Origin of the sequence: Streptomyces sp. SDr-06, assembly GCF_003324565.1 — a bacterium.
Classification (GTDB): domain Bacteria; phylum Actinomycetota; class Actinomycetes; order Streptomycetales; family Streptomycetaceae; genus Streptomyces.
This window is the reverse complement of sequence record NZ_QOLA01000001.1, coordinates 477,342-504,040: the sequence shown is the minus strand read 5'-3', so window position 1 is coordinate 504,040 and position 26,699 is coordinate 477,342. Positions and strand designations below refer to the sequence as shown.

Here is a 26,699-nt window from a genome sequence, read left to right as displayed (position 1 = left end):
AACCATGCCGGGAGAGCGCACGATGCGGGTGCGCCGCGTCTACGATCCGCCCGAGAAGGCCGACGGGGTACGCGTCCTCGTCGACCGCCTGTGGCCCCGGGGTCTGTCCAAGGAACACGCGGCCGTCGACGAGTGGCCCAAGGAACTCACCCCCTCGACCGAACTGCGCCGCTGGTACCACGAGGACCGCGGGCGGTACGCCGACTTCACGAAGCGGTACGAGGCCGAACTGGCCGGACCGGACCAGACCCGGGCCCTGGAGCGACTGCGGGACCTCGTCGAGGACGGCACCGTCACCCTGGTCACCGCCGTGAAGGACATCGAGCACAGCCATGTGCCGACGCTTGTCTCCGTCGTGGAGCGGGGCCGCCCGTCCGGGTGAACCCGGCGGGCGCACCCGCGCCGACGCGGCTAGGCAGGGTGCATGGCACCCATGTCCCGGATGGCACGACTCGACCGCCGCTGGTTCGAGCGGGTGGCGACCGCACGGCCGGCCGGCGCCGACCAGGTGCTGCCCGTCCTGAGCCGCGCCGCCGACCACGGCAGACTCTGGTTCGCCGCGGCGGCGACGCTCTCCGTCGTCGGCGGCCCCACCGCCCGCCGCGCCGCCCGGCGCGGGATCGGCGCCCTCGCGCTGGCCTCCCTCACCGCCAACACCGCCGGCAAGTACGCGACCCGGCGCACCCGGCCGGTCATCGACGCCGTCCCGCTGGTGCGGCGCCTCACGAAGGCGCCGCACACCACCTCGTTCCCCTCCGGGCACTCCGCGTCGGCCGCGGCCTTCGCGACGGGTGTGGCCCTGGAATCCACCCGGTACGGGGCGCTGGTCGCCCCGGTCGCCGCCGCCGTGGCGTTCTCCCGCGTCTACGTCGGCGTCCACTACCCCGGCGACGTGCTGGCCGGCTGTGCGCTCGGCGCGGCCGCGGCCGCCGTCACCTGCTACTGGTGGCCGCCCAGACCCCACCCCCCGCACCCGCTGCACACCCGCGCCGCGGCGCCCGCCCTGCCGCGCGGGCAGGGGCTCGTCGTGGTCGTCAACGGGGGCTCCGGCAAGGGGGTTCCGGGCCGGCTGCCCGCCCAGGACCACCTGCGGCTGCTGCTGCCCGAGGCCGAGATCGTCGAACTCGCTCCCGGCGAGGACCTGGGCGCGCTGCTCGACGAGGCGGTCGCCCGGGCGGGACAACTCGGCGGCGTACTGGGCGTGTGCGGCGGCGACGGCACGGTGAACGCGGCCTGCGAACGCGCCGCCCGGGCCGGGCTCGCCCTCGCGGTGTTCCCCGGCGGCACCCTCAACCACTTCGCGCTCGACGCGGGCGTCCCCGCCTTCGAGGACACCGCGCACGCCCTCGAACGCGGCGAGGCGATCCGCGTCGACCTGGCCCGCGTCCGCGACGACGCGGGGCGGGACGTCGCGGCCTTCCTCAACACCTTCAGCATCGGCCTCTACCCGGACCTGGTACGGATGCGTGAGCGCATGGAGGGCCGGATCGGCAAGTGGCCGGCCGGCGCCATCGCCCTCGTGCGGGTGCTGCGCACCGCCACACCGCTGCGTCTCGTCGTGGACGGGCGGCCCCGGCGCCTGTGGCTGCTCTTCGCGGGCAACGGCCACTACCAGCCCGACGGGCTCGCCCCCTCGCACCGGCCCCGCCTCGACCAGGGCCTCCTGGACGTGCGCACCGTCGACGCCGAGCTGCCCCTGGCCCGCACCCGCCTGGTCGTCTCCGCGCTGGCCGGGGCGCTGCGCCGCTCGCACGTCTACCGCGCCGAACGCGTACGGTCGCTGCGGCTCACCGGCCTCGACGCCGTGAACACCCTCGCGTACGACGGCGAGACCGCGCCCGCGCCCGACGGCCTGCGCCTGGACAAGGCGGACCGGGAACTGGTCGTCTACAGCCCGGCCGAACCGCAGGACGAACTCGCCCAGCGGGCCCGCACCGCGAGGGCCGCCATCGCCGCGGGCGCCACCGCGAGCCGGGCTCGTACGGCGCCCTGATTCCGCTCAAGCCCCGCTCCACGCCCGGGACTTGACGCCCCGGGACACCGGAGCGTCAGGCTCCGGGGGAGTGGGCTCCGACAGCCTGCGGATGAGGAGCCACGCCAGCACGGGGAAGAGCACGAGCGGGGCCGGCGCGGTCCGCAGCGACGTCGCGTCGGCCGCGGCCCCGATCAGCGGACCGGCCACCCCGCCCGCGCTCACCGTCAGGCCGAGGGTGACCCCGCTCGCCGTGCCGATCCGCGTGGGCAGACAGTCCTGCCCCAGCGTCACCCGCAAGGAGAACGGCACGTACAGCGCGGCCGAGGTGAGGGCGACGAACAGGTGGAAGAAGGGCCCGAGAACGAAGACGACCCCCGCGACGGCGGGCATCGCGGCCGCGTACGACCAGCGCACCACCCGCACCCGGTCCCAGCGGGACGCGAGCCTGCCGCCCACCACCGTGCCCGCCGCGCCGCCCCCGTACAGCACGAACAGGGCCGCGGAGCCCGCCAGTTCACCGCCGCTCACCCGCTCGCGGGCGTACCCCCAACTTCGCCTCTACCCGGCGGAACAGATCTTCGGCCGCACACCCGGTGCGCACAGCCGCTTGCGTTGGAGCACGCTCCAACTCGTAGCGTCGTGGTCATGAACAACGCGGAGCACACGAACGACGCACCCGACGCCCGGCACGCCGCCGACGGCGCCACCGACGAGCGGTACGAGCGCGGGCTCGCCTTGCTGCGGACCGTCGGCCGCCAGGAGCACCCGGCCGTCCTGGACAGCCTGGCCGACATCGCGCCGGACCTGGGCCGCATGACCGTGGCCTTCGGGTACGGCGACGTGCTCTCCCGGCCCGGACTCACCTTGCGCCAGCGGCAGATCGCCACCGTCGGCGCACTGGCCGCGATGGGCAACGCCGCTCCCCAGCTGCGCTTCCACATCGACGGCGCGCTCAATGTCGGGGTCAGCCCCGCCGAGGTCGTCGAGATCCTCATCCACACCGCCGTGTACGCGGGCTTCCCCGCCGCGCTCAACGGGATCGCGGCCGCCCGCGAGGTCTTCGAGCGCCGCCCCGACGTCGCCGCCACCCCGGTCGACACCGAGCCCGCGCCCGGCGACCGCCACGAGCGCGGACTCGCCAAGCTGGCCGAGGTCGACGGGCACGCCGGTGACCAGGTCGTCGCCTCCCTGCGGGACATCGCGCCCGATCTGGCGCGCTACATCATCGACTTCGCCTTCGGGGACGTCTACGCGCGCGCCGGGCTCGACCTGAAGTCGCGTGAACTGGCCAGCGTCGCCATGTGCACCGCGCTCGGCACGGCGGCCCCCCAGCTGCGTGTGCACATCCACGGCCTGCTCAACGTGGGCGGCACCCGTGAGGAGGTCGTCGAGGTCATCACGCAGATGGCGGGCTACGCCGGGTTCCCCGCCGCGCTCAACGGCATCGCCGCCGCCCGCGAGGTCTTCGCGGAGCGCGCGGAGAACTGACCGCGCCCGCGCTACCCGAGCCTGCGTACCGGGCACCCGGCCAGGAACGCCTGGATGTTCTCGACCGCCTGGCCGTAGTAGGCCTCGTAGTTGGCGCGCGAGACGTAGCCGAGATGCGGCGTCGCGAGCAGTCGCGGCGCCGACCGCATCGGGTGATCGGCGGGCAGCGGCTCGACGGTGAAGACGTCCACCCCGGCCCCGGCGATCCGTCCCTCGCGCAGCGCGTCCAGCAGGGCCTCCTCGTCGACGATCGCCGCGCGGGAGGTGTTGACCAGATGGGCGGTCGGCTTCATCAGGGCCAGTTCGGGGGCGCCGAGCAGACCCCGGGTGCGCTCGCCCAGCGCCAGGTGCACGGAGACGAAGTCGCTCGTGCGCAGCAGCTCCTCCTTGGAGGCGGCGAGCCGGACACCGACCTCGGCGGCCCGCTCCGCCGTGAGGTTCTGGCTCCACGCCACCACGTCCATGCCGAAGGCGAGGCCCACGTGGGCGACCTTGCTCCCGATCCGGCCGAGGCCGAGCAGCCCGAGCCGCCGGCCGTGCAGGTCCGCGCCCAGGGTGCTCTGCCAGGGGCCGCCGACGCGCAGCGCGGCGCTCTCCTCGACCAGCCCGCGCGCGAGGCCCAGCAGCAGCGCCCAGGTCAGCTCGACCGGCGGAGTGGACCGGCTCTCGGTGCCGCACACCGTCACACCGTGAGCCGTGGCGGCCTCGAAGTCGATGACGGAATTGCGCATGCCGGACGCGATCAGGAGCTTCAGCCGGGGGAGTGCGGCGAACAGGGAGGCGGGGAAGGCGACCCGCTCGCGCAGGGTGACGACGATGTCGAACCCGGCCAGCGCGGCGGCCAGTTCGGCCTCGGTGGCGAAGTGCTCGGCGAAGGAGACGACCTCGACCTCGCCGTCGAGCGGGGACCAGTCGGCGACCGAGGCCGCGACGTCCTGGAAGTCGTCGAGCAGGGCACAGCGCAGGGGCATGTCGGTTCTCTCCCGGTCTCATCGCACGGCCTGGCCCCGGCGGACCGCCGGTACCGACATGATCACTGCCTCTTCCGCCCGTCGGACGGGCGGGGTCCGGCCACGGGACGGTGGCCGACGCAGCAGGTGCCGTGACGGCACACCCTGGATACGCTCGGATGCGGGCGGAGGACCGGGTTCCCCGGTGCTCCGTCCGCCGACGACGAGACCGCGGACCCACGAACCCGACCGCCACGGAAGTCGAGAACCACAGAACGGGAGAGACCGCCACCGGTCCCGTGCCCCGCCCGCCCCGGACCGCATGCCGGAAGGTGTGCCCATGACCAGCCCGAGCCCCGCGACGAGCCCCGACGAGCGGGCGCGCCACGGCCGCGCCGCCCGCAAACGGCTCTCGCGCTCCGCGCACGGCCGGTGGATCCCCGGCGCCGACCGGCCCGACCCGCTGACCGTCCTCGGGGAGCAGGCCCGCACATGGGTGCCCGAGCTGGTCCCGATCCGGTACGGACGGATGGCCGAGAGCGCGCTCCGCTTCCTGTGCGGATCGCCCGCGGTGATGGCGGCCGACCTCGCGGCCCAGGAGAACACCGGGCTGACCGTCCAACTCTGTGGCGACGCCCACCTGTTGAACTTCGGCGTGTTCACCTCGCCCGAGCGGTCCCTCCTGTTCGACGTCGACGACTTCGACGAGACCTGCCCCGGCCCCTTCGAATGGGACGTCAAGCGGCTCGCCGCCAGCGTCGCCGTCGCCGCGCGCGAGAACGGTCACCGGGGCCAGGGCGTCCGCGTCCCCGCCCTTGCCGCGGCGGAGGCGTACCGCCGCGGCATGCGCAGGCTCGCCTGCCGGGGTGAGCTCGACGTCTGGTACGAGCACATCGACACCCGGGACATCGTGCGCCTCGTACGCCGCACCGCCGACCGCGGGGCGACCGGGCTGGGACCGGCCGCGCCGCGCGGCCGCACCGACCTGCCGCCCCTCGCCAAGCTCACCGAGATCCGCGACGGGCGGCGCCGCGTCGTCGAGGACCCGCCGCTGCTCGACCCGGTGGACGGCCCCGACCTGGTGGCGCTGCGGAAGATCTTCAGTGACTACCGTTCCTCGCTGGCCGAGGAGCAGCGCGTGCTCCTCGACCGCTACCGGTTCGTGGACGCGTCCCGCAAGGCCGTCGGGGTGGGCGGCATCGGTCCTCGCTGCTATCTCGTGCTCCTTGAGGGCCGGGACGCGGCCGATCCGCTCTTCCTCCAGATCAAGGAGGCCCAGCGGTCGGTGCTGGAACCCCATCTCCCGGGCGTGGCCCCGGCCCACCACGGGCACCGGGTGGTCGCGGGCCAGCGCCTGCTGCAGGCCGGCGGTGACATCTTCCTCGGCTGGATGACCGGGCCGCAGGGGCGGCACTTCTACTGGCGCCGGCTGCGCGACCTGAAGGGCGCCGTCGACCTCGGCCGCATGGCCCCGCCGGTCCTGGCGGCGTACGCCGGTCTGTGCGGCACCGCGCTCGCCCGCGCCCACGCCCGGTCCGGCGACCGCATCGCCGTCGCCGCCTACCTCGGGGGCTCGGACGCCTTCGAGCGGGCCGTCGCCACGTTCGCGGTGCGCTACGCCGACCAGAACGCCGCCGACCACGCGGCCCTGGCGGCGGCCGTGGCCGACGGCACGATCGAGGCCGCGACCGGGTTCTGACACCGCGCCCCAGCCGATGCCGGCCAGCACCGGTGCTGTTAGGGGCGCGGGGAACTGCGCGAGAAGCGACCACGGCCCGCAAGCCGAAGGGCGGGCAGGGGTCCCGGGGGCTGGGGCGCAGCCCCCCGGGGGGCAGCCGAGCAGGCTCCCGGACGCCGTCCGACTCCCTGGCGGCTACCAGGAGTGCTACTGTGCCCTCAGCACGTGTGTACGCCCCCTTCTTCGCGGCGTCCGTGCTCGTTCCCTCCCGGTGCCGCCTCCAGCGCGGCGCCCGCTGTTCCCCTCCCGGCCGTCGTACGGCCCGGACTTCTCCTGCGCCCCGTCGCGCGAAGGGACCCTCCTGTGCTGAGCACGCTCGAACACCCCCGCACCATCCACCACGACCACCACGACCACTCCACCGAGGCCCCGCTCGCCGGGGTCCTCGACCTCACGGGAGGCCAGGGCCGACTGCGGACCGCCGGCTGCGCCCCCTCCCCGGGCGACGTGAAGGTGCCGCCCACTCTGATCAAGCAACTCGCCCTGCGCAAGGGCGACTTCGTCGAATGCGAGGGCGCCACGCCCGAACGCGTCGTACGTGTCAACGGCGCCCCCGTCCAGGAGCTGCGCCGTCGGCCGCACTTCGCCGACCTCACCCCGCTGCACCCGCGTGAGCGGCTGCGCCTGGAGACCCGGGCCGACCGGCTCACGACGCGCGTCATCGACCTGGTCGCCCCCGTCGGCAAGGGGCAGCGCGGGCTGATCGTGGCGCCGCCCAAGGCCGGAAAGACCGCGGTGCTCAAGGAGTTGGCCGCGGCCGTCGCCCACAACCACCCCGAGTGCCATCTCATGGTGCTGCTGGTCGACGAACGGCCCGAGGAGGTCACCGACATGCGGCGATCGGTCCAGGGCGAGGTGTTCGCCTCGACCTTCGACCGGCCCGCGAAGGAGCACATCGCGCTCGCCGAGCTCGCGATCGAGCGCGCCAAGCGCCTGGTCGAGCAGGGCAGGGACGTCGTCGTCCTCTTGGACTCGCTCACCCGGCTGTGCCGCGCCCACAACAACGCGGCGGGGCCGGGCGGGCGCACCCTCAGCGGCGGGGTCGACGCCGCCGCCCTGCACGGCCCCAAGCGGCTGTTCGGCGCGGCACGCCGCACCGAGGAGGCCGGTTCCCTGACGATCCTGGCGACCGCTCTGGTCGAGACCGGCTCGCGCGCCGACGACTACTTCTTCGAAGAGCTCAAGAGCACCGGCAACATGGAGCTGCGGCTGGCCCGGGCCCTCGCCGACAAGCGGCTCTTCCCGGCCGTCGACATCGCCCCCTCCGGCACCCGGCGCGAGGAACTCCTGCTGAGTCCTGGGGAGTTGAGCGCGGTGCGCGGGCTGCGCCGGGCGCTGCACCACCAGGACGCGCACGGCGCCCTCGAAGCTCTCCTGGACAAGATCCGCCAGACGCCGGACAACGCCGCCTTCCTGCGGCACGTCCGACTCACCGCCTGACGGGGGCCGGGGCGCCGGGGCGCGCCCCGGCCCGGCGGCGCGCCCCGCTGGGCCGTCACGCCCCGGAAAGCCTCAAGGGAGCAGCTTGTCGAGGGCGGCGGGACCCTCCGCGGCCAGCTTGCGCTCGGCCCAGGCCAGGTTCTGCGGGGTGATGTCCCGCCCGGACGCGAGCACGAGGTCCTCGGCGGTGACCTCGCCCCCGGATCCCGTGTGCAGCAGGGCGTCGGGGGTCACGGGGTCGGGCTGCGGGCTGGAATCGGGCCGGTCGTTCATACCGCCTCCTACGTTCGTCCGGTAATGCACCATTCTCGCCCCCGCCTACCCGCACCGCATCCGGCCCACACGCCCCGTCCGCACCTCTCCACGGGGCCCCACCCGGCCGGTCGACGGGACAGGTCAGGGGGTCGCGTACACCTGGCCCGCGTACGACGAGAAGGCCTCCGCGGTGAGCTTGCGCGCCAGGTCCGCCTCGGTGATCATGCCGACCGGCGCACCGTCCTCGACCACCACGATCCGGCGGATCCGCGCCCGGCTCATCGCCTTGACCGCCAGGGCGGCCTCGGCGCCCGCGTCGACGGTGTGCACGACGCCGTCGGTGAGCTCACCCGCGGTCACCTTCGACGCGTCCTTCCCCGCGGCGAGGGCCTTCACCACGATGTCGCGGTCGGTCACGATGCCGGTGAGCTCGCCGTCGCCGCCCTTGACCGGCAGCGCGCCGATCCCGTGGTCGCGCATCAACTGGGCGGCGCGGTCCAGGGTCTCGGACGCCGGGACGCAGCGGACGTCCGCCGTCATCAGGTCGCGGGCAGTGATCACGGGAGCCTCCGGTCGGGGTGCGCGAGGGGTGGACGGACGCGGCGCAGACGCCTCGGCCATGCTCACCGCGGGCACCGCCCCGGGCCACCGCACGCGGTCGATCGGGTGACCCTCGATGCCCCTCCGCGATGACGGCCCGTGCGGGAGCGGGCGCAGCATGTGCGCGCCGGCGCGGCGGAGCCGTCCGGGCGGTGCCGCCGGTCGGCCCGCGCGGGCTCCGCGGCCGCGCTCCCCTTCCAGATTCTTGGAACACGTTCTACTGTGTGCGCCGCCGTACCGCGACCGTCCTGGAGGGGCCGTGCACCTCGAATACACGCCTGAGCAGCAGCAGTTGCGCGCCGAGCTGCGGACCTACTTCGCCGAGCTGGTGCCGGACAACGTCTACGCGCGGTACGCCGACCCGGCCGCCCAGAAGCGGTTCTACCGGGACACGGTGCGGCGGCTCGGCGGGGACGGCTGGCTGGGCGTGGGGTGGCCCGAGGAGTACGGGGGGCGCGGCCTGAGCCCCATGGAGCAGTTCATCTTCTTCGACGAGGCCGCCCAGGCCGGGGTCCCGCTGCCGCTGATGGCCCTGAACACCGTCGGCCCGACGATCATGCAGTTCGGCACGGCGGAGCAGAAGGCGTACTTCCTGCCCAGGATCCTCTCCGGCGAGATCGACTTCGCCATCGGCTACAGCGAACCCGACGCGGGTACCGACCTGGCGGCCCTGAAGACCCGCGCGGTGCGCGAGGGCGACGAGACCAGCGGCACCTACACGGTGAACGGGCAGAAGATCTGGACGACCAACGGGGACACCGCCGACTGGGTCTGGCTCGCCGTGCGCACCGACCCCGACGCGCCCGCGCACAAGGGCATCACCATGCTCCTCGTGCCGACCTCCGACCCCGGCTACAGCTGCACCCTCATCAACACCCTCGCCTCGCACGACACCACCGCCAGCTACTACGAGAACATCAAGGTCCCCGCCACCCGCCGGGTCGGCGAGGAGAACAAGGGCTGGCGGCTGATCACCAACCAGCTCAACCACGAGCGGGTCACGCTCGCCGCCCACGGCACGATGGCGATCCGCGCGCTGCACGACGTCCAGCGCTGGGCCGCCGACACCAAGCTCGCCGACGGCCGCCGCGTCATCGACCTGGGCTGGGTCCGCAGGAACCTCGCCCGCACCCACACCCGGCTCGACGCGATGAAACTCCTCAACTGGCAGATGGTGAACGCCGTCCAGGAAGGCACCCTCACCCCGCAGGACGCCTCCGCCGTCAAGGTGTACGGCTCCGAGGTGCGCAGGGACGCCTACGCCTGGCTCATGGAGGTCGTGGCGGCGGCCGGCCCGATGAAGGAGGGGTCGGCCGGCGCGGTGCTGCACGGCGAACTGGAACGCGGCTACCGCTCCGCGGTGATCTTCACCTTCGGCGGCGGCAACAACGAGATCCAGCGCGAGATCATCGCGTGGATCGGTCTGGGGATGCCGCGGGTGCGGCGGTGACGGGACCGGTACCCCGCCCGCCGCGCACCAACTAGTCTCGGATGGTGGGTGCGACGGCGGGCGCGCTCACTGGAGGTGGCGGATGGCTGGCGCCGATCCCGGATACTTCGGGCCCGAATCGGTCACGTGGCAGCTGCACAGCGACCCGATGATGTGGGTCGCCGGGGTCCGGGCGCTGTACCTCCAGGCGCTGCACCCCCGGGCGGTGCGCGGGGTCATGCAGAACTCCGACTTCCGCAAGGACGCCTGGGGGCGGCTGATGCGCACCGCCAACTTCGTGGGGACGCTCTCGTACGGCACGAAGGAGGCGGCCGAGCAGGCGGGCGCGCGGGTGCGCCGCATCCACGCCCTGCTGAAGGCCGACGACCCGGTGACCGGGGAGCGGTTCGGGATCGACGACCCCGAGCTCCTCCTGTGGGTGCACTGCGCGGAGATCGACAGCTACCTCACCGTGGTGCGGCGCTCGGGGTTCCGCCTCAGCGACGCCCAGGCCGACCGCTATGTCGGCGAACACCGCGTGGACGCCCGCCTGGTGGGCCTCGACCCGGCCGGCGTGCCGGGCACGGTCGCGGAGCTCGCCGCCTACTTCGACTCCGTACGGCCGGACCTCGCGGTCACCGCCGACGCGCGGGCGGTCGACGACTTCCTGCGGCGGCCCCCCACGCACCCCCTCCTGGTCCCGGCGCGCGCGCTCGTCTGGCGGCGCGTAGCGGGGCTGGCCTACGCCTCACTGCCCCCGTACGCCCATGCCCTCTACGGCCGCCCCGGCCCCGCCGAGCGCAAGGTCAACCGTCAACTGGTGTTCACCGGAACGGCGTTGCGCCGCATACCCGCGTCGGTGCGCTGGCGGCTGCCGCCCCGTCACATCCTCAGGGCGGTCGCCCGGCTGGGTCCCGGGTCGCGCCCGGCACCGTACACACTCCGCGAACAGGCGGCCATACTGGACGGGCCGGGGAGGGCGCATGGTCAGTGACGGGGGCGACGGCACCAGATGGCGGACACCAGGCTGATCCACGGCCGCTACGCGCTGCTCGACCTCATCGGGCGCGGCGGCATGGGCGAGGTGTGGCGGGCCCGCGACGAGTCGCTGGGGCGGCGGGTGGCGGTCAAACTGCTCAAGCCGCCGGCGCCGGGCCACGAGGAGTCGTTCACCCGGGTGCTCCGGGAGCGCTTCCGGCGCGAGGGCCGGGTCGCCGCCGCGCTCCAGCACCGCGGTGTCACCGTCGTGCACGACTTCGGGGAGTACGAGGGTGGGCTCTACCTCGTCATGGAGCTGCTCGAAGGGCGCAACCTCAGCCAGCTCCTCGGCGACAACAAGCAGCGTCCGCTGCCGGTGCCGGACGTCATGGACATCGCCGAACAGGTCGCGGCCGCCCTCGCCTACACCCATCGGCAGGGCATCGTGCACCGGGACCTGAAGCCCGCGAACATCATGCGTCTCGACGACGGCACGGTGAAGATCTGCGACTTCGGCATCGCGCGGCTCGGGGCCGACATCGGCTTCACCGCCCGCCTCACCGGCACCGGCATCGCCATGGGCACCCCGCACTACATGTCGCCGGAGCAGATCGGCGGTGCCGAGCTCGACCACCGCAGCGACCTCTACTCGCTGGGCTGCGTGCTGTACGAACTCGCCACCGGGGCGCCCCCGTTCAATCTGGAGGACGCCTGGGCGGTGCTCGTCGGCCATCGCGACACCCTGCCCCGGCCGCCGCGCGAGCACCGCCCCGAACTCCCCGAGTTCCTGGAGCGGGCCGTGCTCGACCTGCTGGCCAAGGAGCCCGGCCAACGCCCCGACAGCGCCTCGGAGCTGGCCGAGCGGCTCGAGGCCGGGCGGGCCGCGCTGCCGCGCGTTCCCGACGCCGCCGCGCCCGCGATCGACCCGGTGCCGCTGGCCGCCCGCCACGGTCCCCGGCTCCCGTCCTGGACGAAAGGCATGACCACGGGCCACAAGGCGACCGGCACCCTCTCCTGGTCCACGCCGCCCGACCCCACGGCGGGCCTCACCGGCGAGTGGACCGCCCCGCCCGCCGACCCGCGCCGCACCCCCGCCGTCCGGGCCGCGCGGGAGCAGGAGCGGCCGCCTCCGCCGCCGGACGTCCTGGCCGCCCTGAACAGCCGCCACAACGCGGGGCTCAGCCTCGGCCGGCTCGGCCGCTGGGCGGAGGCGGGCGAGGTGCACCGGGCGGTCGCCGCCGAGCGCGCCCACCTTCTGGGGCCCGACCACCCCGACACCCTCGCCAGCCGCTACGAAGTGGGCTTCACGCTGAGCCGCACCGGCCGCCCGGCCGACGCACTGCGCGAGTTCGGCAAGGTCGCCGACGGCAGAGCCCGCACGCTCGGCCCCGAGCATCCCGAGACCCTCGACGCCCGCCAGGAGACCGCGTACGTCCTGGGGCAGCTGAGCCGCCACTTCGAGGCGCACCAGGTGTACGTCACGGTGCTGGCGGCGCGTGAGCGCACCCAGGGCCCCGACGACCCGGACACCCTGCGCTGCCGCCACAACCTCGCCTTCAACCTCAGCAGGCTCGGCCGCCTGGAGGACTCCTACGCGATGGCCCGGGACGTGGCCGCCGCCCGCGCCAGGGTGCTCGGCCATGGACACCCCGACACCCTGGTCACGCAGTACGAAGTGGCGTACGCGCTCGGCCTGTTGGGGCGCTGGGTGGAAGCGCTCGCCGCCTATCGCGAGGTGGCGCGGGGGCGGGCGGCGGCGCTCGGCCCCGACCATCCCGACACCCTGGCGGCCCGCTACGAGATCGGCATCAGCCTCGGCCGGCTCGGCCGCAGCCCCGAGGCCCTGGAGCTGTACCGCGACCTGATCGAGGACCGGCTGCGGGTCAGCGGCCCCGAGGACCCCGAGACGCTGCGCGCCCGGCACGGCCTCGGCGTCAACCTCGGCCGGCTCGCCCGCTGGGGGGAGGCCCTGCGGGAGGCGCGCGAGGTGTGCGCCCTGCGCGAGCGGGTGCTGGGACCCGACCATCCCGACACCCTGATCAGCCGCCGGGAGATCGCCGTGGCCCTGGGATGGCTGGGCCGCTGGGCCGAGGCGCTGGACGTCTACCGCGCCGTGGCCGAGGCGCGCGAGCGCGTCCTGGGCGCCGACCACCCCGCCACGCTGGCCAGCCGCAACGACGAGGCGCTCTGCCTGGAACAACTGGGCCGGGGAGCGGAGGCGGTCGCGCTGTACCGGAAGGTGGCGGCCCTGCGCCGCGGCGGCGCCGGCCACCCGTGACCCCGGGACGGGTTCCGCGAGCGATCATCCCGTGTTACCAAGGGGCATGCCCGCACCCAGCGCGTTCGCCCGTGATCTGTACGACGCCGTCATCGTCGGAGGCGGCCACAACGGCCTGGTCGCCGCCGCCTACCTCGCCCGCTCCGGAAAGTCCGTCCTGGTCCTGGAACGGCTCGGCCACACCGGCGGCGCGGCCGTCTCCACCCGGCCCTTCGCGGGCGTGGACGCCCGGCTCTCGCGCTACTCCTACCTGGTCTCCCTGCTGCCGCGGAAGATCGTCGACGACCTGGGGCTCGACTTCGCGGTCCGCAAGCGGACGGTGTCCTCCTACACGCCGACCGTGCGCGACGGCCGCCCCGGTGGCCTCCTGATCGGCGGCGGCCGGGACAGGACCGCGGCCTCGTTCCGCCAACTCACCGGATCGGATGCGGAGTTCGCGGCCTGGGAGGCCTTCTACGACACCACGCGCAGGGTCGCCGAACGGGTCTTCCCCACCCTCACCGAGCCGCTGCCCACCGAGGCCGCACTGCGCGAGCGGATCGGGGACGACGAGGCGTGGCGGATGCTCTTCGAGGAGCCCATCGGCGTCGCCGTCGAGGACCGCTTCGGCGACGACCTCGTGCGGGGCGTCGTCCTCACCGATGCCCTGATCGGCACGTTCGCCGACGCCCACGACCCCTCACTCGCCCAGAACCGCTGCTTCCTCTACCACGTGATCGGCCAGGGCACCGGCGACTGGGACGTCCCGGTCGGCGGCATGGGTGCCCTCACCGACGCGCTCGCCCGGGCCGCGCGGGCGGCGGGGGCGGAGATCGTCACCGGACACGAGGTGACCGCGATCCGCACCGACGGCACCGAGGCCGAGGTCGCCTACGTCACGAGTGAGGCACCCGGCACGGTCGCCGCCCGCCACGTCCTGGTGAACGCCTCGCCGCAGGCCCTGGCCGAACTCGTCGGCGACCGTCCGCCCGAGCCCGCCGAAGGCGCCCAGCTGAAGGTCAACATGCTGCTCAAGCGGCTGCCCCGGCTGCGCGACAGCGCGGTCGACCCGCGCGAGGCCTTCGCCGGGACCTTCCACATCGCCGAGGGATACGGCCAGTTGGCGACCGTGTACGCCGAGGCGGCCCGCGGGGAGCTGCCCGCCGTCCCGCCCTCGGAGATCTACTGCCACTCGCTCACCGACCCGTCGATCCTGGGTCCCGGCCTCGCGGCTCAGGGGTACCAGACCCTCACCCTGTTCGGCCTGCACACCCCGGCCCGCCTCTTCGCCGACGACCACGACAAGGCGCGCGAGCACCTGCTCGCCGCGACCCTCGCCGAGCTCGACGCCCATCTGGACGAGCCGATCGCGGACTGTCTGGCCCTGGACGCGGAAGGCCGCCCCTGCATCGAGGCGAAGACCCCCCTCGACCTGGAACACGACCTGCGGCTGCCCGGCGGGAACATCTTCCACCGGGCCCTCGCCTTCCCCTACGGCGACGGCTCGACGGGCCGCTGGGGCGTCGGGACGGGGCTCGCGAACGTGCTGCTGTGCGGCGCGGGCGCCGTGCGCGGCGGCGGCGTCAGCGGAATCCCGGGCCACAACGCGGCGATGGCGGTGCTCGGCCGCTGACCCTCGGGTCGGCCCGCCGGCCGGCTCAGTCGGCCGATCGCGTCCAGCCGGACGCCTCGATCCGGGCGGCGTCGTCCGGCCGCGCCTCGTCGAACAGGACCCGGCGGTCCCGGACGCACAGCCCGTCGACGTACACGCCCCGGCCCACGTACAGCGGGCCGGTCGTGTACCGCCAGCGCAGCCGCACCGGGCGGCCGCGCCAGGCCGCCAGGTCAGCCGTCGCCCGGTGCCAGACCCGCCCCGACCACCCCGTCACCGAACCGGCGGGGTGTTCCACCGCCCCCTGCCCGGCGCACGCCGTCGTGAACGGCACCGGCCGCCAGGTCGCCCCCGCGTCCGCCGAGGCCTCCAGGGCGAGGGTGCCCACGCCCGGCTCGGTGTCCCACCACAGCGCGCACTCCAGGCGGGCCCCGTCGGAGGCGGGGGACAGCTCGGGCAGGGTGAGGGTGCGGCTCTCCCCGCGCGCCATGCCCCCGAACCAGGACGTGCCCCCGCGCGGGGGACGTACCGCGACGGCCCGCGCGAGGGCGTTGCCCGCGGCCACGCGCGGGGCGGAACCGGAACGCCATGTGCGCACCGGGTGAACGGAGTTGGAGAGCAGGACGAGGAAGGTGTCGGTGCTCGGGTCCAGCACGATGCTGGTGCCGGTGAAGCCGGTGTGCCCGGCGCTGCGCGGCGTGGCCATCGCGCCCATGTACCAGTGCTGGTGGAGTTCGAAGCCGAGCCCGTGCGCGTGGCCCGGGAAGGTCGTGTTGAAGTCGGTGAACAGGAGCTCCACGGAGTCGGCGCTCAGGATGCGGGCCCGCCCGTAGCTCCCGCCGTTGAGCAGCGCCCGGGCGAGGACCGCGAGGTCCCAGGCGTTGGAGAAGACCCCGGCGTGGCCCGCGACGCCGCCGAGGCAGAAGGCGTTCTCGTCGTGGACCTCGCCCCACACCAGGCCCCGGTCGAGCCCCGACCACGGCGTGCGGGCGTCCTCGGTCGCGGCGATCTCCGGGCGCCAGGAGGCGGGCGGGTTGTAGCGCGTGCGGCGCATCCCGAGCGGCGCGGTGATCCCGTCGTGGAGCAGCGCGTCGAGCGGGCGGCCGGTGATCTTCTCCAGGACCAGTTGCAGGGAGATCAGGTTCAGGTCGGAGTAGAGGTATGCGCTGCCGGGCGGGCTCGTGGGCGCCTCGTTCCAGATGAGCCGGAGCCGGTCCTCGCGGGTCGGCGCCTCGTAGAGCGGCAGCCAGGAGCGGAACCCGGAGGTGTGGGTGAGCAACTGGCGTACGGTGACGGCCGCTTTGCCCGCCGCGCCGAACTCGGGCAGGTAGGAGGCGACCGGGTGGTCCAGGTCCAGCGTGCCGCGCTCGATCTGCTGGACGGCGAGCAGCGAGGTGAACAGCTTGGAGAGCGAGGCGAGGTCGTAGACCGTGTCCCGGGACGTCGCGATCCGCCGCTGAGGCGGGAGCTCGACCGCGGTGTCGCTCTTCTCGTCGTACGCCGCGTAGCGGACCGCGCTGCCGAGGGCGTGGTGCAGCGCCACCGTGCCGCCGCGCCCCGCGAGCAGGACGGCCCCCGCGTACCAGGGGTGGTCGGGGGAGGGGCCGAGGAACGTCCCGGCGTCCTCGACGAGCCGGTCCAGGTGCGCGGGCAGCAGCCCCGCCTGCTCCGCGGTCCCGCGGCGCAGTGTCCGTCCGCGCTCCGAGGCCGTCGCCCCGCCCGGCAGCGATCCCACCATCAGCGCCCCTCCCAGCACCACGGCCGCACCGGCCAGCCGTCGTCTGCTGACGCCCCCGACGTCCTCGGCCACCGGCACGCACCTCTTCCCGGCGCGCCTTCCTGACGCGCTGAAAGTATCTTTCGTGATCACGTCGAACAACGGAAACTTTCTGCCCTGGGGGCGGCCCGTGTCAACGAAGCGGCGGGGGTGGCGGCGCCCGGCAAAGAATCTGACGCAGCATCAGAAAATCTCTTCCCTCGTCGCCCCGGCTGCGGCATCCTGCGCCCCATGCAGACGGAGCTGAGCAAGAAACTGGGAGTCGAGCACGCCGTCTTCGGCTTCACGCCGTTCCCGGCGGTGGCCGCGGCCATCAGCCGGGCCGGCGGGTTCGGTGTGCTCGGCGCGGTCCGCTACACGGCCCCCGACGACCTCGCACGCGACCTCGACTGGATGCAGGAGCACACCGACGGGCTGCCCTACGGCCTCGACGTGGTGATGCCCGCCAAGAAGGTGGAAGGCGTCGGGGAGGCCGAGGTCGAGGCCATGATCCCCGAGGGGCACCGGCAGTTCGTGCGGGACACCCTGGCCAAGCACCAGGTGCCCGAGCTCGCCGAGGGCGAGGCGTCCGGCTGGCGCATCACGGGCTGGATGGAACAGGTCGCCCGCGACCAGCTCGACGTCGCCTTCGACTACCCGATCACGCTGCTCGCCAACGCGCTGGGTTCACCGCCCGCCGACGTCGTCCGGCGCGCCCACGACAACGGCGTGCTGGTCGCCGCGCTCGCGGGCAGCGCCCGGCACGCCCGCCACCACGCGGAGGCGGGCATCGACATCGTCGTCGCCCAGGGCTACGAGGCCGGCGGCCACACCGGGGAGATCGCCACCATGGTGCTCGTCCCCGAAGTCGTCGACGCCGTCGGGCCGTTGCCGGTGCTCGCGGCCGGCGGCATCGGCAGCGGCGAGCAGATCGCCGCCGGGCTCGCGCTCGGCGCTCAGGGCGTGTGGCTCGGCTCGCTCTGGCTCACCACCACCGAGGCCGAACTCCACTCCCGCGCGCTCACCCGCAAACTGCTCGCCGCCGGTTCCGGCGACACCGTCCGCTCCCGCGCGCTCACCGGCAAACCCGCCCGCCAACTGCGCACCGAGTGGACCGATGCCTGGGACGACCCGGCGGGCCCCGGCACCCTGCCCATGCCGTTGCAGGGCCTCCTGGTCGCCGAGGCGCTCTCGCGCATCCAGAAGTACGAGGTCGAGCCGCTGCTCGGCACCCCCGTCGGCCAGATCGTCGGACGGATGACCGCCGAACGCAGCGTCCGGGACACCTTCGACGACCTGACGCGCGGCTTCGAACGCGCCGTCGACCGCGTCAACCGCATCGCCGGGAGGGACGCCCGATGAACCAGCCGCCCAACGGATTCTGGGCCCAGGCCGCCGCCGATCCCGACCGCGCCGTCCTCGTCGCCCCGGACGGCGAGGAGTGGACCGCGGGCCGGCTGCACGCCGCCGTCAACCAGCTCGTCCACGGACTGCGCGCCGCGGGTCTCGAGCGCGGCGACGCCTTCGCGGTCGTGCTGCCCAACGGGGTCGAGTTCTTCACGGCCTATCTCGCCGCCTCCCAGGGCGGGTTCTACCTGGTGCCCGTCAACCACCACCTGGTCGGACCGGAGATCGCCTGGATCGTCTCCGACTCCGGCGCCAAGATCCTCATCGCGCACGAGCGGTTCGCCGAGGCGGCCACCGCCGCCGCCGACGAGGCCGGGCTCCCCGCATCCCACCGCTATGCCGTCGGCGCGGTCGCCGGATTCCGGCCGTACGCCCAACTCCTGGACGGGCAGCCCGACACGGTGCCCGCCGACCGCACGCTCGGCTGGGTCATGAACTACACCTCCGGCACCACCGGCCGCCCGCGCGGCATCCGGCGTCCGCTGCCCGGAAAGCCGCCGGAGGAGACCTACCTCGGGGGCTTCCTCGCCATCTTCGGCATCAAGCCGTTCGACGACAACGTCCACCTGGTGTGTTCACCGCTCTACCACACGGCCGTCCTCCAGTTCGCGGGCGCCTCCCTGCACATCGGGCACCGCGTCGTTCTCATGGACAAGTGGACGCCGCAGGAGATGCTGCGCCTCATCGACGCACACGCCTGCACCCACACGCACATGGTGCCGACCCAGTTCCACCGCCTGCTCTCCCTGCCCGACGAGGTCAAGGAGCAGTACGACGTGTCGTCGATGCGGCATGCCATCCACGGCGCGGCGCCCTGCCCCGACCACGTCAAACGCGCCATGATCGACTGGTGGGGGAGCTGCGTCGAGGAGTACTACGCGGCCAGCGAGGGCGGCGGGGCGTTCGCGACGGCCGAGGACTGGCTGAAGAAGCCGGGCACGGTCGGCAAGGCCTGGCCCATCAGCGAGCTCGCCGTCTTCGACGACGACCACGTGCGGCTTCCGGCGGGCGAGTTGGGCACGGTCTACATGAAGATGTCGACCGGCGGTTTCAGCTACCACAAGGACGAGGGCAAGACGCGGAAGAACCGCATCGGTGACTTCTTCACGGTCGGAGACCTCGGCTACCTCGACGAGGACGGCTACCTCTTCCTGCGTGACCGCAAGATCGACATGATCATCTCGGGTGGCGTCAACATCTACCCGGCCGAGATCGAGGCCGCGCTGCTGGCCCATCCGGCCGTCGCCGACGCCGCGGCCTTCGGCATTCCGCACGCCGACTGGGGCGAGGAGGTGAAGGCCGTCGTCGAGGTGGCCGACGGGCACGCGGCGGGCGACGCCCTCGCGGCGGAGATACTCGCCCACTGCGCACGGCAGTTGGCCGGGTACAAGTGTCCCAAGTCCCTCGACTTCATCGCCGCGATGCCGCGCGACCCGAACGGCAAGCTCTACAAGCGGCGGCTGCGCGAACCGTACTGGGAGGGCCGCGACCGCGCGGTGTGAGCCGTTCTGTCCGGATCCGCTGGCGCCCCGGCCCGGCGTCGAGTTGAATGACGCGGCAGCCGCCGGGGCCCGAGCCGGCGGGCCCGGGAGGTGGACGTCATGACCGAGCACGCCGAGGAGTTCGAGGACCACCGGCAGGTGCTGCTCGGGCTCGCCTACCGGCTGCTCGGCTCCCTGTGGGACGCCGAGGACGTCGTCCAGGACGCCTATCTGCGCTGGAGCCGGGTCGACCGCGCCCGGATCAGGGACGCGCGCGGCTACCTGATCACCGTCGTCTCCCGGCTCGCCATCGACCAGCTGCGCTCGGCCCGGGTGACTCGCGAGGCGTACGTCGGACCGTGGCTGCCCGAGCCCGTGGCCACCGACGCGCTCGGCCCACTGGACACGGCCGAGCTGCGCGACACCGTCGCCTACGCCACCGTCCACCTCATGGAGCGGCTCTCGCCCCCGGAGCGCGCCGTGTTCGTGCTGCGCGAGGCCTTCCAGCTGCCGTACGAGGAGATCGCGGGCATCGTCGACGCGAGCGTGGCCAACTGCCGCCAGATGTACAGCAGGGCGGGCCGCCACCTGGCCGCGGGCCGCGACCGCTTCCCGCTGTCCGACGACGAACACGCCAAACTGCTCGCCCGATTCCTCGAAGCGGCCCAGGGCGGCGATCTGAGCGCGCTCGCCGAACTGCTCGCCGAGGACGTCGTGGCCTGGAGCGACGGCGGCGGAAAGGTCAGGGCCGCGCTGCGCCCGGTCACGGGCCGCAAGAAGGTGCTGGCCTTCATCACCGGCCTGCTCAACCGCTACGAACTCCAGGCCTTCGAGATCCTGGACGTCAACGGCGGCCCGGCCCTGTCCATCACCGCCGACGGCCAACGGCAGGTCGGTCTCGTCCGCTTCCGCGACGGGCTGATCGAAACGATCTACACGATCCGCAACCCCGACAAGCTCACGCACCTCGACGCCTCCGGCACGCCCTGAGGCGACGCGCCGGGCGGCCGACGGCGCGCACGCCTTGACCCCGCCCGCGGGAGCCACCCAGGATCCAGCCATGGACGAGGTACGCAGCAGCACCGTCGACGGCATCGTGCGCCGCAGCGCCCGCCGCACCCCCGACCGCACCGCCCTGCGCTACGGGGAGCGCGCGTGGAGCTATGCCGAACTCGACGCGGCGGTCTCCACGGCCGCCGCCTTCCTCACCGCGCGGGGCCTGTCCAGGGGCGACCGGGTCGCCACCTACGGCCACAACTCGGACGCGTACCTCATCGCCTTCCTCGCCTGCGCCCGCGCCGGACTCGTCCATGTGCCGGTCAACCAGCACCTCACCGGCGGGGATCTGGCGTACATCCTGGAGCAGTCCGGCGCCGCCCTCGTGCTCGCCGACCCCGCCCTCGCCGACCGGGTGCCCGACGGTTTCGCGCTCCGCCCGCTGCGTGACGCCGCCGACTCGCTCCTCGCGGCCCTGGACACGCCGCTGCCGTACGAGCCCCGCGGCGAGCAGGGCGACGTGGTCCAGCTGCTCTACACCTCGGGCACCACCGCGCTGCCCAAGGGCGCGATGATGACCCACCGCGCCCTCGTCCACGAGTACGTCTCGGCGATCACGGCACTCGACCTCGCCGCGTCGGACCGGCCCGTGCACGCGCTGCCGCTCTACCACTCGGCGCAGACACATGTGTTCCTGCTGCCGTACCTCGCGGTGGGCGCGGAGAACACCATCCTGGACGCGCCCGACGCGGAGCGGATCTTCGAGCTGGTGGAGGCGGGCCGCGCGGACTCGCTGTTCGCGCCGCCCACCGTGTGGATCGCCCTCGCGGGCCACCCCGGGTTCGCCACGCGCGATCTCGGCGGACTGCGCAAGGCCTACTACGGCGCCTCGATCATGCCGGTGCCGGTCCTGGAGCGGCTGCGCGAGCGGCTGCCGCGGCTCGCCTTCTACAACTGCTTCGGGCAGAGCGAGATCGGCCCGCTCGCCACCGTGCTCGGCCCGGACGAACACGAGGGGCGGATGGACTCGTGCGGGCGGCCCGTGCTCTTCGTCGAGGCGAAGGTCGTCGACGCGAGCGGCAAGGAGGTGCCCGACGGCACGGCGGGCGAAGTGGTCTACCGTTCCCCGCAGTTGTGCGAGGGCTACTGGGGCAAGCCCGCCGAGACCGAGGACGCCTTCCGCGACGGGTGGTTCCACTCCGGTGACCTCGCGGTGCGCGACGCGCAGGGCTACTTCACCGTCGTCGACCGGGTGAAGGACGTCATCAACTCCGGGGGCGTGCTGATCGCCTCGCGTCAGGTCGAGGACGCGCTGTACACGCACCCGGGGGTCGCCGAGGCCGCCGTCGTGGGCCTGCCCGACGCGCGCTGGATCGAGGCGGTCACGGCGTTCGTCGTGCGGCGCGGCGAGGTGACCGGACCCGACCTCATCGAGCACGCGCGGGAGCGGCTGGCCCACTTCAAGGCCCCCAAGCGGGTCGTGTTCGTCGACGAACTCCCGCGCAACGCGAGCGGCAAGATCCTCAAGCGTGAACTGCGCGACCGCTTCGCCTGACCCCCGCCGTGCTCACCCCCCCGTGCCGACTCCGCCGCTGGGCGCGCGTGCTCAGCGGCCCGGGCGGAGGTCGACGATCCGCTTGAACTTGCCCACCGAGCGCTCGATGGTCTCCGGGTCGACGACCTCCACGTCCACGGAGACACCGATCCCGTCCTTGACCGCCGCGACGATCGAGCGCGCCGCCTCCTCGCGCCGCTCGGGCGCCGTGTCCGCCCGGGCCTCCACCCGCACCGTCAGCGCGTCGAGCCGGCCCTGCCGGGTCAGCCGCAGCTGGAAGTGCGGGGCGAGGCCGGGCGTGCGCAGCACGATCTCCTCGATCTGGGTGGGGAACAGGTTCACTCCGCGCAGGATCACCAGGTCGTCACTGCGGCCGGTCACCTTCTCCATCCGCCGGAAGACCCGGGCCGTGCCGGGCAGCAGCCGCGTCAGGTCCCGCGTCCGGTACCGGACCACCGGCATGGCCTCCTTGGTGAGCGAGGTGAAGACCAGCTCGCCCCGCTCGCCGTCGGGCAGCACCTCACCGGTGAGCGGGTCCACGATCTCCGGGTAGAAGTGGTCCTCCCAGATGTGCAGCCCGTCCTTGGTCTCCACGCACTCCTGCGCGACACCCGGGCCCATCACCTCGGAGAGCCCGTAGATGTCGACTGCGTCGATCGCGAACCGCTCCTCGATCTCGCGGCGCATCTCCTCGGTCCACGGCTCGGCGCCGAAGATGCCCACCTTGAGCGAGGTCGTCCGGGGATCGACGCCCTGTCGATCGAACTCGTCGAGCAGCGTGAGCATGTAGGACGGGGTCACCATGATGATCTCGGGGCGGAAGTCCTGGATGAGCTGGACCTGACGGGCCGTCATACCGCCGGACGCGGGAATCACCGTACAGCCGAGCCGCTCCGCCCCGTAGTGCGCGCCGAGGCCGCCGGTGAACAGGCCGTAGCCGTACGCCACATGGACCTTGTGGCCGGGTCTGCCGCCCGCCGCCCGGATCGACCGGGCCACCACGTCCGCCCAGGTGTCCAGGTCCCGCTGGGTGTAGCCCACGACGGTCGGGCGGCCCGTCGTGCCGCTGGAGGCGTGGATGCGGCGGATGTCGGACTCCGGGACCGCGAACATCCCGAACGGGTAGTGGTCGCGCAGGTCGGACTTGGCGGTGAACGGGAAGCGGGCCAGGTCGGCGAGCGAGCGGCAGTCCTGCGGATGGACCCCGGCCTTGTCGAAGGCCTCGCGGTAGAAGCCGACGTGGTCGTACGCGTGGCGCAGCGCGGCGCGCAGCCGGTCGAGCTGCAGGGCTTCGAGCTCCGGGCGGCTCAGCCGCTCGGCCGCGTCCAGCTCAGCTGCCATGGGTGCGCTCCCGTCCTCGCTCCGCCGAAAGGGCGACGAAATCGGACGACCGATCATTCGGTCGATCTGTCTCGCCTCAGTAATCCAGCCGCCCCGGGCGCGCGTCAAGGCCCCTGGACAACTCGGCCCCGCCCCTCGCCGGCCGCACACCACCGTTCATGATCGCGCTGTGGGTGAAAGGCATTGCCCCGTCCGGCGGGCGGCTGTGAGGATCGGCCGCATGCCGATGTTCACGACGTACGACGGAACCGAGCTCGCCTATCACCTGCGCGGGGAGGGCCCACCGCTGATCTGCCTGCCGGGCGGGGCGATGCGCGCCTCGGAATACCTGGGGGACCTCGGCGGACTCACCGCCCACCGCCGGCTGGTCCTGCTCGATCTGCGCGGCACGGGTGACTCGGCGGTGCCCGACGACCCGGCGACCTACCGCTGCGACCGCCAGGTGGCCGACGTCGAGGCGCTCCGCGCGCACCTCGGCCTCGACCGGATCGACCTGCTCGGCCACTCGGCGGGCGGGAACCTGGCGATGCTGTACGCGGCCGCCCATCCCGAACGCATCGGCAGCCTCGTGCTGATCACTCCCTCCCCGTGGGCCGTCGGCATGCCGCCGACCGGTGAAGAGCGGCTCGCCGCGGCGCGGCTGCGCAAGGACGAGCCCTGGTTCGAGGAGGCGTACGCGGCCTACGCGGCGGTGCTGGCGGGACAGGAGCCGCGGGCGGACTACGACGCGCTCTTCTACGGCCGGTGGGACGCGGCGGCCCAGGCCCATGCCGCCGAGGGCGAGCGGCAGTACAACGAGGAGGCGGCGACGATGTACGGCGGCGACGGCGCGTTCGAGCCGACCGCCACCCGCGCGGCCCTTGCCCGGCTGGAGGCCCCCGTACTGCTGCTGGCCGGTGAGCTCGACGGCGGCCCGTGCCCCGATCTCGCGGCGCGGGCCGCGGCCTGCTTCGCCGACTGCCGACTCGAAGTCCAGCCCGGCGCCGGGCACTTCCCCTGGCTCGACGACCCGGGCGCCTTCGTCCGCACCGCCGCCGCCTTCCTCGACCCGGGCGTCCGTACGATCACCGTCGGAGGCGTGCGGCTCGCCTACCGGGTCCGGGGGGCCGAGTCCGCGCCGCCCGTCGTCCTCGTGCACGGCCGGGGCGGTGACAGCCGGGACTGGGCCGAGATCGCCGAGGAGCTCGCGGCCACCCGCCGGGTGTACGCCGTCGACCTGCGCGGCCACGGTCTGAGCGACTGGCCGGGCGCGTACTCCTTCGAGGCGTTCCGCGACGACCTGCACGGCTTCATCACCGAGCTGAGCCTCGGCGGGGCGGACGTGGTCGGTCACTCGATGGGCGGGGCCGCCGCCGCACTGCTCGCCCAGGAGGCGCCCGGACTGATCGGCCGGCTCGTCCTGGAGGAGGCGCCGCCGCTGTTTCCGCTGGACCCGCCGCGCGGCCCCGCGGAGCGCCCGGACGGCGAGCTCGGATTCGACTGGTCCGTGGTGACGGCGATCGACGCGCAGCTGAACGAGCCCGACCCGTCCTGGCGCGGCCGGTTCGCCGCCATCGCGGCATCGACCCTGGTGGTCGCGGGCGGGCCGGAGAGCCACATCGACCAGAAGAAGCTGGCCTGGATGGCCTCGCGCATACCGGGCGCCCGCCTCGTGACCATCGAGGCCGGCCACCTCGTCCACACCGACCGGCCCGCCCAATTCCTCGCCGCCCTGAGGGAGTTCGGTATCGGGTGAGGCCGCGGGCGCGGCGCCTCAGTGGGCGTCGGCCTCCGTCGCCACCGTCCGCGCCCAGCGGTAGTCGGCCTTGCCGCTGGGCGAGCGCTGGATGCTGGGGGCGATCACCAGCTGGCGCGGCACCTTGTAGCCCGCGAGCCGGGTGCGGCAGTGCGTCTGGATGTCGTCCAGGGTGGGCCGGACCGCACCGTCGCGTATCTGCACCACCGCCGCCACATGGCTGCCCCACGTGGCGTCGGGCACCCCGGCCACCAGCGCGTCGTACACGTCGGGATGCGACTTGAGGGCCTGCTCGACCTCCTCCGGGTAGACCTTCTCGCCGCCCGTGTTGATGCACTGCGAGCCGCGCCCCAGGACCGTGACGATGCCGTCCTCGTCGACGGTCGCCATGTCGCCGAGCAGCACCCACCGCTCCGGGCCCTTCTGGAAGAAGGTCTCCGCAGTCTTCGCCGGGTCGTTGTAGTAGCCGAGCGGTACGTGCCCGCGCTGGGCCAGGCGCCCCGCCTCGCCCACCGCGACCGGCTCGTGCGTCACGGGATCCACCACCCGCGTACGCTCGTTGACCTCCAGGCGGAAGCCCTTCTCCGGACCCGAGTCGTCCGTCGCCTTCCCGTTGGAGCCGGACTCGGACGAGCCGAAGTTGTTCAGGATCAGCACGTTCGGGGCGAGGGCCTGGAACTGGGCCCGCACCGTCTCCGACATGATCGCGCCCGACGAGGAGACGGTGAACAGGGAGGACAGGTCGGTGCCCTTGAGCGGGCCGCGCAGTGCGTCGACGAGCGGCCTGAGCATAGCGTCGCCCACCAGGGAGACGCTGGTGACCTTCTCCCTCTCGATCGTGCGGAGCACCTCCTCGGGCACGTACTTGCGGTGGATGACCACCCGCTGGCCGTAGTCGAAGGCGACGAACGAGGTCAGCGTCGAGGTGCCGTGCATCAGCGGGGGCGCGGGGAAGAAGGTCAGGCCCGCGCCGCCCTTGGCGACCCGCTCGGCCAGTTCCTCGGGCCGCTGCACCGGCTCGCCCGCGGGGTCGCCGCCGAACAACCCCGCGAAGAACAGGTCCTCCTGACGCCACATCACGCCCTTGGGCATGCCGGTGGTGCCGCCGGTGTAGATGATGAAGAGGTCGTCGGCCGAGCGCGGCGCGAAGCCCCGCTCGGGGGAGCCCGCCGCCTCGGCCTCGGCGAACGCCGTGGCGGCGAGCGCCGGGGTGCCGTCCTGGACCGGGCCGACCCGGACCAGGTGGCGCAGCTTCTCGGTCTGCGGCAGGGCGCCCGCCACCCGCTGCGTGAACTCGGCGTCGAAGACCAGCGCGGCGAGATCGGCGTCCCGGTAGAGGTAGACCAACTCCTCCTCGACGTAGCGGTAGTTGACGTTGACGGGGACGAGGCGGGCCTTGAGGGCGGCCAGCACCGTCTGGAGGTACTCGACGCCGTTGTAGAGGTGCAGTCCCAGGTGCTCGCCGGGCTCCAGGCCCGCGTCGATGAGATGGTGCGCGAGCCGGTTCGCGGCCTCGTCCAGCTGCCGGTAGGTCAGCCTGCGTTCGGCGCCGGTTCCGGGATGGTCGACGTACACGAGCGCCTCGCGGTCCGGCACCACGTCGACGACGGACTCGAACAGGTCGGCAAGGTTGTACTCCACCATTCCTCCTGACACCGGCCCCGACGGACTCGGGGGTCATCAGAGCAAAGCCGTGCACAACTGGG

General features: G+C 73.6%; 20 protein-coding genes and 1 pseudogene. 14 read left to right on the top strand and 7 right to left on the bottom strand.

Going from position 1 to position 26,699, the window contains the following annotated elements:
- Positions 1-4: 4 nt before the first annotated feature.
- Together DT019_RS02270 and DT019_RS02265 are read left to right on the top strand one after the other, a co-directional pair.
- Positions 5-382, top strand: coding sequence for a DUF488 domain-containing protein (locus DT019_RS02270; protein WP_114034842.1), 378 nt, complete (start codon positions 5-7; stop codon positions 380-382).
- A 51-nt stretch (positions 383-433) separates the two neighbouring features.
- Positions 434-1,993 carry a bifunctional phosphatase PAP2/diacylglycerol kinase family protein gene (locus tag DT019_RS02265; RefSeq protein WP_114034841.1) on the top strand — a complete coding sequence of 520 codons (1,560 nt, stop codon included), beginning with the start codon at positions 434-436 and terminating at the stop codon, positions 1,991-1,993.
- A 6-nt stretch (positions 1,994-1,999) separates the two neighbouring features.
- Here the strand turns inward: DT019_RS02265 and DT019_RS02260 are convergent.
- Positions 2,000-2,518: pseudogene (locus DT019_RS02260) on the bottom strand (MFS transporter); the annotation flags it as partial.
- A 102-nt stretch (positions 2,519-2,620) separates the two neighbouring features.
- Between DT019_RS02260 and DT019_RS02255 the strand changes: the two are divergent.
- Positions 2,621-3,463, top strand: coding sequence for a carboxymuconolactone decarboxylase family protein (locus DT019_RS02255; protein WP_114034840.1), 843 nt, complete (start codon positions 2,621-2,623; stop codon positions 3,461-3,463).
- A gap of 11 nt (positions 3,464-3,474) precedes the next feature.
- Here the strand turns inward: DT019_RS02255 and DT019_RS02250 are convergent, their stop codons facing one another.
- Positions 3,475-4,434 (bottom strand): D-2-hydroxyacid dehydrogenase family protein, encoded by a 960-nt coding sequence (locus DT019_RS02250; protein ID WP_114034839.1) that lies wholly within the window; start codon positions 4,432-4,434, stop codon positions 3,475-3,477.
- A gap of 319 nt (positions 4,435-4,753) precedes the next feature.
- Here DT019_RS02250 and DT019_RS02245 point away from each other — a divergent pair, with 319 nt between their 5' ends.
- Complete coding sequence (locus tag DT019_RS02245) at positions 4,754-6,112, top strand: DUF2252 domain-containing protein (protein WP_114034838.1); 1,359 nt, start codon at positions 4,754-4,756, stop codon at positions 6,110-6,112.
- A gap of 312 nt (positions 6,113-6,424) precedes the next feature.
- Complete coding sequence (rho, locus tag DT019_RS02240; protein WP_262985303.1) at positions 6,425-7,591, top strand: transcription termination factor Rho; 1,167 nt, start codon at positions 6,425-6,427, stop codon at positions 7,589-7,591.
- Between the two features lie 72 nt (positions 7,592-7,663).
- Here the strand turns inward: rho and DT019_RS02235 are convergent, their stop codons facing one another.
- The gene (locus DT019_RS02235) at positions 7,664-7,864 is read right to left on the bottom strand and encodes a hypothetical protein (protein ID WP_114034837.1); all 201 of its coding nucleotides are present in this window, start codon (positions 7,862-7,864) and stop codon (positions 7,664-7,666) included.
- A 123-nt stretch (positions 7,865-7,987) separates the two neighbouring features.
- Entirely contained in the window at positions 7,988-8,407 is a 420-nt protein-coding gene (locus DT019_RS02230) for a CBS domain-containing protein (RefSeq protein WP_114034836.1), read from the bottom strand.
- Between the two features lie 298 nt (positions 8,408-8,705).
- Between DT019_RS02230 and DT019_RS02225 the strand changes: the two genes are divergently transcribed.
- The 4 genes from DT019_RS02225 to DT019_RS02210 all read left to right on the top strand — a co-directional run bounded on the left by DT019_RS02225 (position 8,706) and on the right by DT019_RS02210 (position 14,743).
- Positions 8,706-9,896, top strand: a complete 1,191-nt coding sequence (locus DT019_RS02225; RefSeq protein ID WP_114034835.1) for an acyl-CoA dehydrogenase family protein — start codon at positions 8,706-8,708, stop codon at positions 9,894-9,896.
- An 82-nt stretch (positions 9,897-9,978) separates the two neighbouring features.
- Positions 9,979-10,869 carry an oxygenase MpaB family protein gene (locus DT019_RS02220; protein ID WP_114034834.1) on the top strand — a complete coding sequence of 297 codons (891 nt, stop codon included), beginning with the start codon at positions 9,979-9,981 and terminating at the stop codon, positions 10,867-10,869.
- An 18-nt stretch (positions 10,870-10,887) separates the two neighbouring features.
- Positions 10,888-13,131, top strand: a complete 2,244-nt coding sequence (locus tag DT019_RS02215; RefSeq protein WP_114034833.1) for a serine/threonine-protein kinase — start codon at positions 10,888-10,890, stop codon at positions 13,129-13,131.
- A 46-nt stretch (positions 13,132-13,177) separates the two neighbouring features.
- On the top strand, positions 13,178-14,743 hold the full coding sequence (locus DT019_RS02210; RefSeq protein WP_114034832.1) for a phytoene desaturase family protein: 1,566 nt from the start codon (positions 13,178-13,180) through the stop codon (positions 14,741-14,743).
- A 25-nt stretch (positions 14,744-14,768) separates the two neighbouring features.
- Here the strand turns inward: DT019_RS02210 and DT019_RS02205 are convergent, their stop codons facing one another.
- Positions 14,769-16,460 carry a serine hydrolase gene (locus DT019_RS02205; protein WP_114035283.1) on the bottom strand — a complete coding sequence of 564 codons (1,692 nt, stop codon included), beginning with the start codon at positions 16,458-16,460 and terminating at the stop codon, positions 14,769-14,771.
- A 270-nt stretch (positions 16,461-16,730) separates the two neighbouring features.
- Between DT019_RS02205 and DT019_RS02200 the strand changes: the two genes are divergently transcribed.
- The 4 genes from DT019_RS02200 (at position 16,731) to DT019_RS02185 (ending at position 21,917) form a co-directional block, all read left to right on the top strand.
- On the top strand, positions 16,731-17,840 hold the full coding sequence (locus DT019_RS02200) for a nitronate monooxygenase (protein ID WP_114034831.1): 1,110 nt from the start codon (positions 16,731-16,733) through the stop codon (positions 17,838-17,840).
- A complete protein-coding gene (locus DT019_RS02195; protein ID WP_114034830.1) occupies positions 17,837-19,387 on the top strand; it encodes an acyl-CoA synthetase in 1,551 nt (516 codons plus the stop codon). The genes DT019_RS02200 and DT019_RS02195 overlap by 4 nt, the downstream gene beginning before the upstream one ends.
- A gap of 99 nt (positions 19,388-19,486) precedes the next feature.
- The gene (locus DT019_RS02190) at positions 19,487-20,356 is read left to right on the top strand and encodes an RNA polymerase sigma-70 factor (RefSeq protein WP_114034829.1); all 870 of its coding nucleotides are present in this window, start codon (positions 19,487-19,489) and stop codon (positions 20,354-20,356) included.
- Between the two features lie 70 nt (positions 20,357-20,426).
- Positions 20,427-21,917 carry an acyl-CoA synthetase gene (locus DT019_RS02185; RefSeq protein WP_114034828.1) on the top strand — a complete coding sequence of 497 codons (1,491 nt, stop codon included), beginning with the start codon at positions 20,427-20,429 and terminating at the stop codon, positions 21,915-21,917.
- 51 nt (positions 21,918-21,968) lie between these two features.
- On the opposite strand, the gene paaK is transcribed toward DT019_RS02185, so the two are convergent.
- The gene (gene paaK, locus DT019_RS02180) at positions 21,969-23,258 is read right to left on the bottom strand and encodes a phenylacetate--CoA ligase PaaK (protein WP_114034827.1); all 1,290 of its coding nucleotides are present in this window, start codon (positions 23,256-23,258) and stop codon (positions 21,969-21,971) included.
- A gap of 220 nt (positions 23,259-23,478) precedes the next feature.
- On the opposite strand from paaK, the gene DT019_RS02175 reads away from it, so the two are divergent.
- A complete protein-coding gene (locus tag DT019_RS02175) occupies positions 23,479-24,993 on the top strand; it encodes an alpha/beta fold hydrolase (RefSeq protein ID WP_114034826.1) in 1,515 nt (504 codons plus the stop codon).
- Positions 24,994-25,011: 18 nt separating this feature from the next.
- On the opposite strand, the gene DT019_RS02170 is transcribed toward DT019_RS02175, so the two are convergent.
- A complete protein-coding gene (locus DT019_RS02170) occupies positions 25,012-26,634 on the bottom strand; it encodes an acyl-CoA synthetase (protein ID WP_114035282.1) in 1,623 nt (540 codons plus the stop codon).
- Positions 26,635-26,699 lie beyond the last annotated feature (65 nt).